Here is a 14,865-nt window from a genome sequence, read left to right as displayed (position 1 = left end):
TGTGCGATGGCAATTGAATTAACGGATGTATTGCATCCCGATGGTGCTGATAATGCCGGTGGTGTTCAGCAACATATTTATTATGCTCCACTGGCTGATATTTTAACATTGCCAACCGTCAAAAGCCTGGACCTGGCTGCTAATATGGAGGATCTTGTAACGATTGCAACTGCAATCGTAATGAAGCCTACCAAAGCGTTCAGAACCCTGTATTGTACGGTTGATAAGAACGGTGTGAAATCCGAAGCTGTTGGCGAAAGGGATGGTAAAAGCTTTAAGGTAACCCTTAAGTTCACCCACCCTACTAACCGTGCGGAGATCTTAGCGTTTCAGCGTTTGACAGCTAACAGAAACATGGTGTTCCTGGTGCCTGAAACAGACGGTAACGTTCGTATTGTAGGATCCAAAGAGTTTCCTGCAAAACTGAACAGTGGTAGTTCTGATACCGGAGAAACGATTGAATCATTAAAACATGCTGCATTTGAGTTCAGCTGCAATAGCAGAACGCCTGCACCGATCTACACTGCAGCAGTTCCATTAACACCAGCACCATAGGAGGACTAAACAATGAAAATTGAATTACCGGAACCTTTAAAGGAAAAGTTCAGAATTGAGGGAGCCACCACCAACCGGTACTTTGTACCAGGCGTGGGCCAGGTGAACCTTAACGAACTTACCGAATACGATGCCGAACAATTAGTAAACGCCAACTTCGCTCATTTAAAACGAGTGGAAGTTAAAGCAGTGAAAGTTGCCGGCAAAAGTGAATAAAGGTTAGTTGATTGATGTATTTGTAAAACAGCGTGCGAACATATCCGCACGCTGTTTTTGTAAGAAAGGATTATGTCACCGATAAAAACATGGTTGAATAGTGATCGGGATTACGCTACAGGTGTTCAGCTTTATGAAAAGCATGGAGCAAATAATTTCCTGAAGAAAATGTTTGCTGCAGGCATTGATCATTACAACAGTCAACGACTGATAGATGAACTTCAAAAGCTTGCTGAAGCAGAGCCTGAAGCAAAGACCGATCATTTAATTGAAACACCTGATCAGAAAGAAAAGGATCCTACAGGAAAACCATTAAAGTACCTGGAGCTACTCAATAAACGCAAAAAGATCTGGAGTGAAATGGCGCAGTTAAAACCTTATCTGGAAATACTGGCGGAAGGTGATCAGTTAAAGAATGTAGCAGAACGAATCCTTTTACTAAACAGGGAAAAACAGGCCATTTGGACTGAACTGGATTACTTCGATGAAAACGGGGAATTTCCGGATGAGGGCCAGGGCAAAGAATTGATTAGTATCAGTAAAGTCGAATTAAAAGCTAAACAGCTGAATCTACGATCGAATATTTCAAAGCAAAAATCGAAGCTGCAAAAGGCTAAAGATGAAAAAGCAAAAAAGAGAGTTCAGGCTGCTTTAGATAAAAATATAAAGGAATTGGAGCGTATTGATCAACTATTGAGTAAAGGAGAGTTAGATGGATATCAGGGTCAACAAAACGCTATTGAGGCAAATTAAACCTCAAACGGAATTTGACGAATTAATGGTGCACTATTTAAGTGGTACTGTTGATCGTTTATCAGAAACAAAACGTGAAATACTGGAACGATGGGAACAGGCAAATGATTTGATCCGGCATTCTTACAAGTCGGATAAGGATGTTATTGATCACCTGGTAACTCAGTACCGTATTTCTAAAAGTACAGCGCGCCTGGATCTAATGAATACTAAACGATTCTTTGGTTTACAAAATCGAGATACCAAAGAATATTACAGGGGTGTATACCTGGAATGGCTCCATAAAGCGGTTGCCATGGCATTTACCAATAATGATCCGGAGACAGTTGGAAAAGTGTTAAAGGTTGCAGCTTTAATACAGGGAATGGATAAGGATGACAGCGATATTCCTAACTATGAAGATCTGCAGCAGCATGTTATTGAGATCGGTTACATACCGGATTCTTTAAATGTTCCAAAAATCGAAAACCTGGAAAAAGTTGTTGCTTCATTCCTGAAAGAGAAAGCAAAGAAAAAAGCAATTGATGAATTAGCTGAAGATGTGGACGTGATCGGTGAGGGTGATACAGATGGAGAAACAGGAATTATTTGATCATAACTCAGGTCTGTTTAAAAAGCAGCTGCATTTCAACAAACCACAACTACGATCATACTTAATCCGGGCACATGAAGAATATGCAGTCTGGGGACGTGGAACAGGAAAAAGTGAGGGGCTGATTGCACCTAGATCCGTGCATAACATTCATACAATGCCTCGTAGTTCAGGTATATTTGTAGGTGCTACCTATCTGCAGATCCTGGACAGAACATTGCCTGCAGTGATGGCCGGTTGGGCCCGAATGGGTTACATACACGGTGTGCATTACTGGGTTCGAAAAAGACCTCCTAAAGGTGTTCCTACTCCCCTATATGAACCGCAAACTCCGGAATATTGTATCTATTGGTATAATGGCACCGTGATCCGTTTGGTTTCGCAGGATCGTCCTGGGAGTTCAAACGGTTTGTCTATTGACTGGATCATAGGTGATGAGGCAAAACTGCTGAATAAGAAAAAATTGGATGAGGAGCTCTTACCTACTAACCGCGGTAATACGCAACACTTTGGTAACCTTCCCGAGCATCACTCCTTATTGTTTTGTACCGACATGCCTACCTCAGTTGAGGCAAAATGGATTCTGGATAAAGAGAATGAAGTTGATCAGGAGCAGATCAGCCTGATGCTTTCGCTGCAGGTAGAGATCATTAACCTGAAGAAAAAATTAAAAGAGCAGGGCAACACCAGTAAACGCCTGGTTGATCAGATCCGCAAGTATGAAAAGCTACTCACTGAAGTGCGCTTTGAATCGGTGTATTTTTCTGATGCATCCACCCTGGACAACATTGAAGCATTGGGTGTAAAGTTCATTCGCCAAATGAAGCGGACTTTACCAAAACTGGTATTTGATACTGCAATCTTAAACAAGCGGATCATTACGGTTGATAACGGTTTCTATCCTCATTTGGATGTCGATGTTCATACTTATGAAAGTATTGATTATGATTATGTAGACGGCCTTGAACTATACCTCCCAAAGGGAATTATTAATGACTGCAGGAAAGATGCTGACCTGCTTAAAAACAAACCGATTGATGTTGCCCTGGATTATGGTTCAAGTATTAACTGGTGCGTGATCGGTCAGGATCACCCGTATGTGTACAAATACCTAAATGCACTATTTGTAAAGCATCCAAAGCGTTTAAGGGATTTGGCCAAGGATTTTAACGAGTACTATAAATACCATCGGTGTAAAGTGGTTAACTACTACTTTGATCATACTGCAGTCGGCACTAACGCAACAGATAACTTCAACTATGCTCAGGTGTGGATTGATGAATTAACTGAGTATGGATGGACGGTTAATGAGTATTACATTGGGCAGGCTCCGGGACACCAATGGAAGTATGAACTATTTGGCCGCCTACACATGGAAGATGATCCGACCATTAAACGGGTAAGGTACAATAAAAGCAATTGCAAGTTCTTGCTGATATCTATGCAACAGGCAAAGCTACGACAGGGAAGCAAAGGCTTTGAGAAAGATAAACGTGATGAGGGAAAGACTTACATTGACCAGGCTGAAACTACCCATGGTAGTGATGCAGGTGACACACTCTACATTGGTAAGTTCGCAGAGCATCTGGGCATTAAGGATCCGGAACTGGATGCAATGATGATCTGATCGTAAAAGTTAATTAAAGTTTAGCAAGATGGCCTGACTGTTACAAACCGGTCGGGCTTTTTCATATATCGCAAAATCCTGAATGGCAATTGCCTTTTTCGGATAGTGCGTGGCGTGGGTAACTGTCAGACCAGGAAAGCATTTTTTTAATTTAACAGCATTAACCCGCTAACTAATAAAACGTTAGCTAAATATTTTTTGAACAAGCTGTAACATCGTTCTTTACTCCTTTTCTGTGTCCTTTTTGATTTTAACATGTTGTAGCATCTTCGTTTTATGCGAGTTGCGGATGTTTTAAGTGCGATGGATACGCGTGATGAGATGGGAAATTCGGTGCCGTTTTCAGTTGGGTTTGTTACTTGTGATATGAGGAAAGGAACCGGTGGCGAACGTGTGTGGATGGATAACGCTGTGATTGTGGGAGGAAGCAGCTCGCATTCTTCTGTTAAAAACCCCAATCACTGGGGAAACTTTACCAGGAATATAAAAGTGCTTGGCACTAATGAAATACGTAAGGTTCACGCCTTGCTGATTTTTGAATTTAATGGAGAGAGGGTGATTTTGTGATGAGTGATAAAGTGTTGATTGAGGGTGACGTTGCGTATTTAGCTGGGGCCAAAATGACAGTATTCATGGAGAGTGATGAAGCTGTCCGCCCCACGCAGCGTTCCTCCTCTCCAAAAGTAAAAGATACTAACAGCAGCGAAGAAATTGCTCCATGGGGAGAGAATAACGATTTTCCTCAACAGGTAATTGAAGCAGCTGAAAAAAACACCGAAATAGCCAGTCTTATTGACTTTAAAGTCAGGGCTACTTATGCGCGTGGCGTTTACCCTTGTCAGATAACTGGATATGATAAGAATGGAAATGAAGTACTTGCTCCTGTCAATGATCCGGAGATTAGAACGTTCATGTGCAAATCCAACCTTAATCGCTATTTACTTGAGGCGTTAGTGGATTTTTATTGGTTCTTCAATGTATTTCCCCAAATAATCAAAAATGTCAAAGGTGATAAAATCGTTCAGATAGCTGTTCAGGAAGCGTCTTATAGCCGCTGGAGCAAAATGAATGAAAAAGGGATCTGCCCAAACGTTTATGTAAATGCTCAGTTCGGTAAAGGTGCAAAAGCTTCAGACAAAGAGACGCTTAAGTTTACCGCAATAGATCCTTATGATTTTGACCGGGTTGAAAACTTTAAAGAATCTACCGATAAATCAGCAATCTATCCTATCAGCTATCCTACACCAGGCAAGTCATTTTATCAGATAGTCCATTGGCACGGCTTCATTGCAAGCGAGTGGTATGCAGTAACGGCAGCCATTCCAAAGTTTAAAGTGGCTTTAATGAAGCATCAGGTAGCAATCGGATATCACATTCGGATTCCTGCTTCTTTCTGGCCGATATATGCAAAACTAATGGGTAAAGATTGGAATAATCTGACCATGGAAGAACGCAAGGCTCTCAAAAAGCAAAAGCTTGATGAGATGAATAAGTTTCTTACCAATGTTGAAAATGCAGGTAAAGCTTTTATGAGTGAGTATGCCACTAGTGCAAGCGGAGAAAAAATGCATGGTTGGGAGATCATTCCGATCGAAGATAAATTGAAGGAAGGCGCCTACATCGAAGATAGCCAGGAAGCCAGTGCTCACCTAATGCGGGCAATGGGATTAGATGCTACGTTGGTTGGTGCCGGTCCAGGAAGGAATATGGGAGCCGGCAGCGGATCAGATAAACGGATTGCCTTTAACATCTACGTTGCATTGCTGCAACCTTATAGAGATGTAATACTTGAGCCTTTGAATTTCATCAGTGATTACAACGGATGGACCGAACGCATTGAAGGGCTAACATGGCGTTTCCGTGAGGCGAAACTGGAAACATTGGATAAGGGACAGGGAACTGCTGTTGAACAAATTAATTAGAACATTATGCCTATAATAAAAACAAGTGATGAGCTTAGATCGTTGGTTCCAGGCTTAGATAAAACACTCAAATTTGATTCAATTAGCTCGCTAATCAATGAAGTTGAAACCGATATTCTTACTTCGGTTTTGGGTTTCGAGTTAGTTGACACGTTAAATACGATCTATGAGTCTGGTGCTGCAGCAACTCCTCTACAAAAAAGCCTACTTTCTCTTTCTCAAAAGGCGGTAGCTTATCTGGCTGTAATGAAGTACCTGCCCTTTGGAGCAATCCATATTTCGGATAGCGGTGTTTATGTGATTTCAACCGGCGACAGGAAGCCGATCAGCGATGCAAAACTTCACAAGATCTCGCAGCAGCTTTCTGATAGTGGATTTAACTTCATTGAAAAAACCATGGAGTTTTTGGAAGCTAACCTGGATGAATTTCCTGAATACAAAAACAGTGAAGCCAGGAAGGAAACCATTTCATTCTTTATTACCTCAGCCAAAGAGTTTACCAGGTTCGTTAATATCCGATCATCCAGAATAACCTTTATGGCATTATTGCCGGTAATGGGTTCAGTGGAAGAAACCTGGTTAACCAAAAGAATCGGAGCCGATGTAAAAGCTGCTTTGCTGGAGCGTCGAAATAATAATGCCTTAACGGATGCAGATAAAAAGCTGCTCCCAAAAATAAAACGGGCCGTTGCCTTTATGACTACTGCAGACGCTGCTCAGGTGCTGTCCGTGGAACTACGCAATGACTCCATTTTAATTAATGAATTTACCTCCAGTGAAAGTACTATTCGTGCTTACCGTCCGGATCCTTCGGTACTGGAAGAATTCCAGGCAACCTATACGGCAAAGGCGGACGAAGTAATGGATGAAATATTGGAACTTATCAAACCGGCTTCGGTGACCACCGACAGCTCAATTAACAGCGACAGCGGGTTTTATTTAGTATAAACAATGAATTGGATTGAATTAGTAGTTGGGATTTTTGGTGGTGGGACAATCAGTTCAATTTTTACCGCAATCTTCTATCAGCAGAAAAATAAAGCCGATGCCAGAAAAGCCAGTGCTGAAGCCGATGGGGTGGTTATTGAAAACTATCAAAAATTCGTCATCGATCTGCAAAAACAGCGTGAAGAAGATAAAAAGCTTTCGGATGAGCGTATTAAAAGCCTTGAAGATCAATTGAAAGACGTTCTGGAACGAGAAAAGGAATATCTGAAACAGATCACTTTGTTCCTGGAAGAACGTAAGAGTTTATCTGATCGAATCTCATACCTGGAAAAAGAAAACAAAATACTTAAAGAGAAAATAGTGAAAGGGTTTAGTGATGGGGAAAAACATTAAGGATTTAGATGTACGCCTGCAGATTGCATTTACCAATGCTGCAGAGGATTTTAAAAAGCATTATCCAAACGATCCGCAACCAATCTTAACCTGTACGCACAGATCAAATGAAGAACAAAATGATTTGTACGCACAAGGAAGAACAAAGCCTGGTAAAATCGTTACGAATGCCAAAGCCGGTCAAAGCCCGCATAACTTTTTGCCGGCACGAGCCTTCGATATCGCATTCGTTAAACCAGGTAATTTATTGGATTGGAATCCGGAGCTTTTTAAAAAGTTCGCAACATTACTGGCGAACAAGCGAAACGATGTTAGGTGGGGTGGCACGTTTACCAGCTTTAAAGATTACCCTCATTTTGAACTGAAAGATTGGAAGTAAAGAAAGAAAATGAGACCGTTATTATTGTTATGGTTGTGCTGTTTACTAATGGTAAGCTGCACAACACAAAAAGTTGACACCTCTGCAAGCAGAAAGGAAACCGAAAAGGTTAACATCAGGCATGATCAGAAGGATAGCGTGGTCGCTAAAGTTAAGGAAAGCCTTAAAACATCAGTTACTAAAACTGTTGTTCCGACTAGAGTTGTCCGGATCACTGACACGCTCCCCTGTCCTGGGATAGCAAAGTCCGGCAATATTGATTTAGGAAATGCTAGGCTAATCTATTCGCTCCAGAACAACATACTCACTTTAGGGGCAATCATCGACAGCACTGTCAATGTGAATCAGTGGGTTGAACATAGGATTGATAGTCTGCAGTATAAACTATCAGCCCTGAAATTACAGAACGACAGTTTGACCAAGGTCATTCAGGGAAACACAGCTACGATTGAAAAGCAGAAAAAGCCATTATGGTCAATGTTTTTTGACACTGCAGTTAATATCTGTCTGTTCATTGGTTGCACATGGTTTCTTTATAAGTTTTTAAAAAATGAATGAAGCTACACTGAACAATAAAAAATTCGTGGCTCCTTCCAGCTGGAATGAATTAAATGACAAGGGTGTTTTAGCTGTTGCAAAATCGCTGTGTCATGAAGAAGGAAAGTCCACAGAGGCAAGAATTCAGTTAGCTAGAGAGCTTTTCGGAATACCCGAAAAGCTTTTTTCGCAATTGAACCCTGCTCAAAAAGTTCATTTATCATTACTCTTTGATTGGGTTGGACTGGACAATAATTTAACAAAATGGCCTTTAACCACTATTCGCCAAGGGTCAAAAGTATATTACGGTCCTGCAGATAAACTTCAGGATCTATCCGGAGATGAATTTCGGTATTGCGAAGCGGTACTGGCTAAGTATTGGAATAGTAAGAATGTAAATGACCTGGCTGATCTTACTGCAATATTGTACCGGCCTGCAGTATCATTTTCCTTTACAAAACAGGATACTGCAGAACGGCAAAAGTTTAATATCAAAAACTCTAATCGTCGATCTGTGTCCTTTTGTCGCTTACCTGATTACATTAATTATGCAGTGTTGCTATGCTATTTAGGCAATCGTAGCTTAATTATTAAAAGCCATCCGCATGTTTTCTCCGGAGGCGAAAGTAATGAGAAAAAGACCTGGACAGATGTGCTGCTAAACATCAGTGGTACAAAATTCGGCGACTACGACAAAACCATCACGCAAAACATTTGGTTGCTTTTGCGCGACCTGGATAATACCATAGCAGCTACTAAAAAGTAGTCAGATGGATAACGAATCGGTTTACATTAATTATTTCGAAAATGCTGCAGTTAAACTTAAAGAGCTACAGCATTCACCTGAAAAGCCTTGTTTCTTTCACTTGCCGAACCGCTACGACCTGGCCGAAATGGATGAGGCGATACGTTCTTCAGCTAAAGAAACTGTAATGCTGCTGGATGCCTATGAGAGTGATTTAAGCGAAGCATCGGGTGATAATAATATCGAAGTAATTAATGCTGCCTTTTACATCATTGAAAGGTCTGATTCCAGAGATCTGACATCTATTAAAGCAACGAGATCCCGTTGTGCAATTATTGGCAACAAGGTAATTGCGAAGCTTCGTAAAGACTCCAGAGCTAAGCGCAGCGGTAATGCATCTGCCTTTCCATTTAAGGAATTTAAGTTTAAAGTTAATGTGACAAGTGTTGGCCCGATGGGTGATCAGTACTACGGTAAACTCTTTCAGTTTGAGTTGCTATCGAGTGTTGATGTAGTTTTTAAAGAAGACGATTGGTTATAGTATGGCGATAAGTGTTGAAAGGGAACCAGGTATATTAAGCTTTGCTGGTAACAGTACTGCATTGTTTTTGAAAAGCACCGGAGTAGTTACTCCAGGCGTAACTTCTATTAATGAGGTCAAACATCGTGGCTACGGCTGGCGCGATGGTTTTTCCATAACCCTTGAATGGGGCGATACCATTGTTCGCATGACGGCTAAGGACGCTCCGGATGATAGTGGTTTACAGTTTCCGGTTGGTGGTGAATTAGGATCGGATATCCCAGTATATCTGAATACCATACTCCCCTATTTTCAATCCAATTTCTTAATTGATGAAAGCTTTACAGTTGAAGTTGTCGGCAATTCATTGAGGTTTACAGCCAAAAAAACAGGTAACATTTACGACTTTAAAAACGTCGGTGAACATTACCAGCAAGTATTTAATAACGTTAACTCATACGAAACCCTCGTTGTTCGTCATGGTACTCCGGACAACCGAAAACCAAACTTTAAGCATTTTGTAGAACTGTTCATTGAAACATCTCCTGATGTATTTGAAAGTAAGTATGAGGCAATGGTGGATATTCACAATGATGTAAGCTCTGTAGATTTTAGTGACACCCTGAGAAGTTATCTGGAACCAGATCTTCCTGAATATGCACAAGGCATTTTACTCCAGCGATGCAAAAAAAGTATTGTGAAGTATTACTACCGATATGCTGAAGCCTGGGGAACTCCAAACGCCATTGTAAGAAAAACTTACTCATCGGAAATTAAGTATGCCTTACTGGGCGGTTTGGATCATGTTGCAAACTCTCGAGTAAGTACAAATCCTGACTCTTTGGGAGAGAAACTTACGCAGGATCCACAACTGCATTTGTTTTTAGAATCAGCTACAATAGATACAGCTAAGGTAAGAGCAAACGAGCCGGTAATCCTCACCTACCTTTATCTGCATGAAATGGCTCATACCATCGGTATTAAGCTTACCGTAAATTATTCGGATGAATCAGTAGCTGAGATTGTAAAACCAGGTATTCTACTAAACCAGTTTGATAAAATCTACATCAATTGTGGTTACACTCAGCTGAACCTTGAAAGCCTGGATCCGGAAAAAACGGTAATTGGTTATTCTGTCCAGGTGGTAGATGAACTGAATGCCGGATTAAGCGCAATAAAACACTTTCTTGTTGACCGATCGTTCAAAAGATACTCCAGATACTTTGTATTTGCCGATAGCGTGGGAGGCTTTAAAACCCTTACATGTGTTGGCGAGCAAAGCAGTGAATTTGATCTGTTAACTGAAAGTGCAGATCAGAAGCTTCCATTCAACTATAAGCTTAGTCAGGCTCAAAAGATCGATTTTAATATTGAGCTTAAAAGAGTGGAGCAGGTTGCAACCGGCTTTAAAAAAAGAACTGAAATACACGCTTTGGCGGATTTCTTTGTATCGAATTACAAGTACCGGTACATCAATAAAGAGTGTATCCCGATTTCGGTAACATCCCGAAATATTAAAAAATATAAAGACCGGGATAATTTACCGGCCATTAAGTTTGAGTACTCCAGTGCCTATGTTGATCGGCTGTACTCTGAAGATAGCTCCGAAGATCTTGGGTACAATGAGACTGCTCAACCAGATTCTGATTATTATATTCCAGATCAGTTTGGTAGTTCAAGATCTGGAGGAAATAATCCGGATCATAATCATGATAACCTGTATTACCGAAAAACGGAAAGTGATGACCGCTTTGCTGCTTTTGAACATCAACACTGGTTTAATGAGCTGGTTGGAGTTATGTCTCCAGATCAGGACTATAAAACCGGAATTGCTGCAGGAACTTACAACCAGGTAACAGTAACTGAGGAAGGCCGTGTAATTGCGGGAGTAAACATTCCTTATATCACCTTTGCCCAGGGAGACACACGATATCTACAGTTAACAGATCCACGAATAGTTAAATGGGAGGCTTCAATTGATCAGGTATTTGCTGATGGTCGTTATTCTCAACTTGGCCATACGCATACTATTGATGCAATTCTAGCTGCAGGAAACACAACCACGCGTAGTTTAACCATTGGAGACCTGGTGATCAATGGCAACATCATTCACAATGGATCTGTTTATGAATCAAATGCAGAACAGGTGAACATTGAGGACAATTTATTATTGATTAATAAAAATGAAGTTGGCCCAGGTGTTACCGCTCGTTATGGAGGTATTGAAGTTGAACGAGGTACGGCAATCAATTACCAGTTTGTATTTGATGAATTCGATGACGCGTTTAAAATTGGTGAAATCGGCAATCTGCAAAAGGTTGCTACCAGGGAAGATACTCCGTTATCCGGAGGGTTCGCACGATGGAATGCTGCAGCCTTCAGATTTGATGCTGTAGATATCAAACAATATGCATTTGCAAACACTCCTACCGGAACAATTACCGATTGGAATACATTGCCTTATGAAGGGTTAATGCATGGAACCAACACTGCTATAAATGGCCCTGCAGCAGGATTTTTTACAGCCTTTAATATTAGATCGGATAACAACAATACTTTTAGCAATATTATTGGTGTTGACAATAATAGTAAAGACTGGTATACAAGATCCCAACAAACAGGTGTTTGGGGAAACTGGAGAAAGTTTTGGGATAGTGGGAATAGTAACCTTGCTACTGTTGATTGGAAGGCTAAAAAGCTATTAGTTAACGGAGCTACGGATGATAGTATCAGCCATTTAATAGTTTCAGGAGGGATAAATGCATTATGGTATAGAAGCGTTAATCTTCCGGATGCTAATGCACCTATAGCTTTTGTAGCTGGAACGTCTCTGTCAAACTCATATTCAATTATTAATTCTAGCGGTTCTACGAATTTTCCATACACTGCAGGAGGAGGTTTTGCTTATGACCGGGTAGCTGATTATTCGAGTACTTCAGCGATCGGTTCATTTAAGCTTTGGACTTCAGCTGCCGCTGATACTGATTTCCAATTTAAAAAGCTTACTGCTCCTAACACTTGGTCAGGATGGTACAAGTTTTATCACAACGGCAATGACGGCTTGTTGTTTAAAGATAGAACCAATGGATCTACTTTCTTGGCTGACTTAAATAATGGTAATGGAATCGGTACTTATGCCTGGAATTTAGGATCTGCCACTAATGCCCCAACTGCCAATGCAGGTGCGTTAATAAACATCCCATATAATTATAATAGCCTTGGTCAGCCAGTAGCAGCAAATTCCTGGAGTCATCAATTAGCATTCCCTCAGGTTGGAGGTAGTGGAGATATGTATTATCGCTACTATAATGGTACAGCATATTCAACCTGGTCTAAGTTCTGGCATTCCGGAAATAGTAATCTTTCTACTGTTGATTGGTTAGCCAGAGCCGTTATAAGCGATCGGGCACCAGGCTCCGGCTCATTTGTAATGAGGAACGGATCTGGTGTAACTATGTGGAACCTTTATGGTATCAATACGCAAACTGGTTCAAACAACGTCGGCTATGATTTTGCAGTACTTCGTTATAATGATACCGGTACAGGAATTCTTAATGCCCTTGTAATTAAACGAGATACAGGGTATTTGGGGATCGGCACCAATGCTCCAGCCTATACATTAGATGTGCAAGGAAGGATTTCCGCTAATAGCGAGATGTTTGTCTTTAAAGGAGGGACAGTTAATGGTAATGCAAATGCTGAGTTTATAGATGTCATTTGGAACACTTCAGGCACTACTATTGGGATATTAGCGGGTTCTATTGGGACAAATGCGGCCTTTAGACCTCTTGGCATCTACGGACATAACGGCACTACCACAAAAACCTATGCTTCTTTTGGAGATGGTGAAACCACTATTTATGGAAATGTATTAGCCTCTGCAATTCTACTGACACAGGCGGCTATTCCTGGAACTGTGATTGATTTTAACATAGGAGGCAATCAGTACAAATCGATTTCAGCAAATACCACATTTACGCTTTCCAATGCTGCAGACCGGAAAAACGTAACGATAGAAATCAAAAACACGGCAACGTTTGCGATTACCATTGCTATTACCGGTGTTAAGTTTCCAAGCATTGCAAACCTTACGATATCGGCCAACAAGGCAGCAATTATTTCCCTAATTCAAATTAACAGTACAGTGTACGGAGCGATCATAACCGATTACTAATATGATAGGACTTGCATTCTGGGGAACCAGTCAATTAATGCCTGTAACCGGCCTTTTTAAAGTGGACTTTAGCACGCCTGGTACTGCTCCGGTAAGTACCTGTTACATGGTAAAGTTACCCGCAGCTTTAAATGATAAAATTTTTGCTGATCCTCTTGGAGTAGGTCCAGCTGTTGACGGGAGTTATTTTATAAAAAGAACGGGGAACTTTTACTCCAGGTATCACGTCACCGGAGGTAGTGGAGTCATTAGCTATATATCGGAACTCGGTGCTCAGGGATTAAACGGCAACAATATCGCATTTCATGTATATAGTCAAAGCAGTGGCAATAATTCGGCTAGTGGTATGGTGAACGCAGCAATAGTGGAAACAAGTCAAAGCGTTAAAATCCGTTTTACGCAGGTGGGCACCAATACTGCAGATATTCTATTTAACGTGTCAGCAACCTATGACTTCGGACAAGGATCTGTATTTCCTACTGTTCAGCGAACAAATAATGTGTCAACCTTTGAAATTACTGCAGATATCGACACCTCAAAATCAAAGTCCTTTACAGTTAGCGTTGGGGTGGTTAACATTGGGTTAGGAACAAGCGGTAACCGCGTACAATTCTATATCGAAATTTTAAGTATTTAACATCATGCACATTCTCATCAATTCAAGCGTAAAAGCGCAAGGCGGTTTTTCAACCAACGAGGCTATTATTAAACTAATGCAGCACACCATCCAAACATCCTATAGCCGGGATGAAAATGGACAAGAGGTAGAACAATATACCTTGTCTGCAAGTGCTTCAATTTATCGCTCAGTTTCAGATTACGAAAATAGAGAAGCTTGTTTTACTCCGTTTGATGTTACGCTGAGTATTTCAAAGCAGCTTAGCCAGGGTCAGATAACCAAACAGGAAGTTTATCAGTCGATCTTAGAAGTTAACGTAAATCACAATGCTCAATTAATTCAATAACCCTATTACACACATTACAATATGAACGCTAAAATCAATAAGGCTAAAGTTTCCTATAAGCAGATTTATTCTTTTATCAAAGCAGCCAACGAGTACTTAAAGCTCTTTCCGGAGGAAACGAAACTGAAGTATGCAATTACAAAAGTTGCTAACCAGGTGAATGAATTTCACAAGCAATGGATGGAAAAGCTAAGTGATATTGAACTCGATCACGCGCTAACGGATGCTGACACCGGCAGGGTTTTCTTTACGATCGATGATAAAACCGGTAAACGTAATTACCAATTTGATAAAGAAGGAATTAAGGCTTCTGATGCTGCAAAAGACCTCGCATTTGAAGATAAATCAATTGAATTTGAACCTTATTTAGCATTAGAGCTGCCTAAAGGACTTCACGAAAGCTGGATTGAAGTATTTAAACCTTTCGTGATTGATCCAGATCTCAAAGTAGAATTAAAAACTCCGGAGATTGTCAATTAACGGTTCTGATAAGATTTTTTAGCGGTATTTATCGATACCGCTTTTCATCATTTGTGTGC

The 14,865-nt window shown here is 40.8% G+C and carries 17 protein-coding genes; all 17 read left to right on the top strand.

Going from position 1 to position 14,865, the window contains the following annotated elements; genetic code table 11:
- The first annotated feature begins 6 nt into the window (after positions 1 to 6).
- The 17 genes from SOLCA_RS04170 to SOLCA_RS04090 all read left to right on the top strand — a co-directional run bounded on the left by SOLCA_RS04170 (position 7) and on the right by SOLCA_RS04090 (position 14,806).
- On the top strand, positions 7 to 555 hold the full coding sequence (locus SOLCA_RS04170) for a hypothetical protein (RefSeq protein ID WP_014679196.1): 549 nt from the start codon (positions 7 to 9) through the stop codon (positions 553 to 555).
- A gap of 12 nt (positions 556 to 567) precedes the next feature.
- The gene (locus SOLCA_RS04165; RefSeq protein WP_014679195.1) at positions 568 to 771 is read left to right on the top strand and encodes a hypothetical protein; all 204 of its coding nucleotides are present in this window, start codon (positions 568 to 570) and stop codon (positions 769 to 771) included.
- Positions 772 to 843: 72 nt separating this feature from the next.
- Positions 844 to 1,524: a hypothetical protein gene (locus SOLCA_RS04160; protein ID WP_014679194.1), complete on the top strand. Its 681-nt coding sequence runs from the start codon at positions 844 to 846 to the stop codon at positions 1,522 to 1,524.
- Entirely contained in the window at positions 1,511 to 2,116 is a 606-nt protein-coding gene (locus SOLCA_RS04155; RefSeq protein ID WP_042479269.1) for a hypothetical protein, read from the top strand. Before SOLCA_RS04160 ends, SOLCA_RS04155 begins: the two co-directional genes overlap by 14 nt.
- Positions 2,094 to 3,743 carry a hypothetical protein gene (locus SOLCA_RS04150; protein ID WP_014679192.1) on the top strand — a complete coding sequence of 550 codons (1,650 nt, stop codon included), beginning with the start codon at positions 2,094 to 2,096 and terminating at the stop codon, positions 3,741 to 3,743. Before SOLCA_RS04155 ends, SOLCA_RS04150 begins: the two co-directional genes overlap by 23 nt.
- A 276-nt stretch (positions 3,744 to 4,019) precedes the next feature.
- Positions 4,020 to 4,310 carry a hypothetical protein gene (locus tag SOLCA_RS04145; RefSeq protein ID WP_014679191.1) on the top strand — a complete coding sequence of 97 codons (291 nt, stop codon included), beginning with the start codon at positions 4,020 to 4,022 and terminating at the stop codon, positions 4,308 to 4,310.
- Positions 4,310 to 5,665 (top strand): hypothetical protein, encoded by a 1,356-nt coding sequence (locus SOLCA_RS04140; protein ID WP_014679190.1) that lies wholly within the window; start codon positions 4,310 to 4,312, stop codon positions 5,663 to 5,665. Before SOLCA_RS04145 ends, SOLCA_RS04140 begins: the two co-directional genes overlap by 1 nt.
- Before the next feature lie 6 nt (positions 5,666 to 5,671).
- A complete protein-coding gene (locus tag SOLCA_RS04135) occupies positions 5,672 to 6,613 on the top strand; it encodes a DUF6712 family protein (RefSeq protein ID WP_014679189.1) in 942 nt (313 codons plus the stop codon).
- A gap of 3 nt (positions 6,614 to 6,616) precedes the next feature.
- Positions 6,617 to 7,006, top strand: a complete 390-nt coding sequence (locus tag SOLCA_RS04130) for a hypothetical protein (protein WP_014679188.1) — start codon at positions 6,617 to 6,619, stop codon at positions 7,004 to 7,006.
- Positions 6,990 to 7,385, top strand: coding sequence for a M15 family metallopeptidase (locus tag SOLCA_RS04125; protein ID WP_014679187.1), 396 nt, complete (start codon positions 6,990 to 6,992; stop codon positions 7,383 to 7,385). The genes SOLCA_RS04130 and SOLCA_RS04125 overlap by 17 nt, the downstream gene beginning before the upstream one ends.
- Positions 7,386 to 7,394: 9 nt before the next feature.
- Complete coding sequence (locus SOLCA_RS04120; protein ID WP_014679186.1) at positions 7,395 to 7,943, top strand: hypothetical protein; 549 nt, start codon at positions 7,395 to 7,397, stop codon at positions 7,941 to 7,943.
- Positions 7,936 to 8,688, top strand: a complete 753-nt coding sequence (locus SOLCA_RS04115) for a hypothetical protein (protein ID WP_014679185.1) — start codon at positions 7,936 to 7,938, stop codon at positions 8,686 to 8,688. The genes SOLCA_RS04120 and SOLCA_RS04115 overlap by 8 nt, the downstream gene beginning before the upstream one ends.
- Positions 8,689 to 8,692: 4 nt before the next feature.
- Positions 8,693 to 9,208: a hypothetical protein gene (locus tag SOLCA_RS04110; protein ID WP_014679184.1), complete on the top strand. Its 516-nt coding sequence runs from the start codon at positions 8,693 to 8,695 to the stop codon at positions 9,206 to 9,208.
- A gap of 1 nt (position 9,209) precedes the next feature.
- Positions 9,210 to 13,361: a pyocin knob domain-containing protein gene (locus tag SOLCA_RS04105; RefSeq protein WP_014679183.1), complete on the top strand. Its 4,152-nt coding sequence runs from the start codon at positions 9,210 to 9,212 to the stop codon at positions 13,359 to 13,361.
- 1 nt (position 13,362) lies between these two features.
- Positions 13,363 to 13,998, top strand: coding sequence for a hypothetical protein (locus tag SOLCA_RS04100; protein WP_014679182.1), 636 nt, complete (start codon positions 13,363 to 13,365; stop codon positions 13,996 to 13,998).
- Between the two features lie 4 nt (positions 13,999 to 14,002).
- Positions 14,003 to 14,326, top strand: a complete 324-nt coding sequence (locus tag SOLCA_RS04095; RefSeq protein ID WP_014679181.1) for a hypothetical protein — start codon at positions 14,003 to 14,005, stop codon at positions 14,324 to 14,326.
- Between the two features lie 21 nt (positions 14,327 to 14,347).
- Positions 14,348 to 14,806 (top strand): hypothetical protein, encoded by a 459-nt coding sequence (locus tag SOLCA_RS04090; protein ID WP_014679180.1) that lies wholly within the window; start codon positions 14,348 to 14,350, stop codon positions 14,804 to 14,806.
- The last annotated feature ends 59 nt before the right edge of the window (positions 14,807 to 14,865 follow it).

The sequence above is a fragment of the Solitalea canadensis DSM 3403 genome, assembly GCF_000242635.2.
Classification (GTDB): Bacteria; Bacteroidota; Bacteroidia; order Sphingobacteriales; family Sphingobacteriaceae; genus Solitalea; species Solitalea canadensis.
The sequence above is the reverse complement of the archived record's forward strand: the minus strand, read 5'-3'. Positions and strand labels throughout refer to the sequence as shown.

Coding starts and splice junctions, on each gene's coding strand:
- SOLCA_RS04135 (WP_014679189.1), top strand. CDS start 5,672: ATGCCTATAATAAAAACAAGTGATGAGCTTAGATCGTTGGTTCCAGGC.
- SOLCA_RS04130 (WP_014679188.1), top strand. CDS start 6,617: ATGAATTGGATTGAATTAGTAGTTGGGATTTTTGGTGGTGGGACAATC.
- SOLCA_RS04160 (WP_014679194.1), top strand. CDS start 844: ATGTCACCGATAAAAACATGGTTGAATAGTGATCGGGATTACGCTACA.
- SOLCA_RS04145 (WP_014679191.1), top strand. CDS start 4,020: ATGCGAGTTGCGGATGTTTTAAGTGCGATGGATACGCGTGATGAGATG.
- SOLCA_RS04125 (WP_014679187.1), top strand. CDS start 6,990: ATGGGGAAAAACATTAAGGATTTAGATGTACGCCTGCAGATTGCATTT.
- SOLCA_RS04110 (WP_014679184.1), top strand. CDS start 8,693: ATGGATAACGAATCGGTTTACATTAATTATTTCGAAAATGCTGCAGTT.
- SOLCA_RS04090 (WP_014679180.1), top strand. CDS start 14,348: ATGAACGCTAAAATCAATAAGGCTAAAGTTTCCTATAAGCAGATTTAT.
- SOLCA_RS04150 (WP_014679192.1), top strand. CDS start 2,094: ATGGAGAAACAGGAATTATTTGATCATAACTCAGGTCTGTTTAAAAAG.
- SOLCA_RS04140 (WP_014679190.1), top strand. CDS start 4,310: ATGAGTGATAAAGTGTTGATTGAGGGTGACGTTGCGTATTTAGCTGGG.
- SOLCA_RS04170 (WP_014679196.1), top strand. CDS start 7: ATGGCAATTGAATTAACGGATGTATTGCATCCCGATGGTGCTGATAAT.
- SOLCA_RS04105 (WP_014679183.1), top strand. CDS start 9,210: ATGGCGATAAGTGTTGAAAGGGAACCAGGTATATTAAGCTTTGCTGGT.
- SOLCA_RS04095 (WP_014679181.1), top strand. CDS start 14,003: ATGCACATTCTCATCAATTCAAGCGTAAAAGCGCAAGGCGGTTTTTCA.
- SOLCA_RS04120 (WP_014679186.1), top strand. CDS start 7,395: ATGAGACCGTTATTATTGTTATGGTTGTGCTGTTTACTAATGGTAAGC.
- SOLCA_RS04100 (WP_014679182.1), top strand. CDS start 13,363: ATGATAGGACTTGCATTCTGGGGAACCAGTCAATTAATGCCTGTAACC.
- SOLCA_RS04115 (WP_014679185.1), top strand. CDS start 7,936: ATGAATGAAGCTACACTGAACAATAAAAAATTCGTGGCTCCTTCCAGC.
- SOLCA_RS04165 (WP_014679195.1), top strand. CDS start 568: ATGAAAATTGAATTACCGGAACCTTTAAAGGAAAAGTTCAGAATTGAG.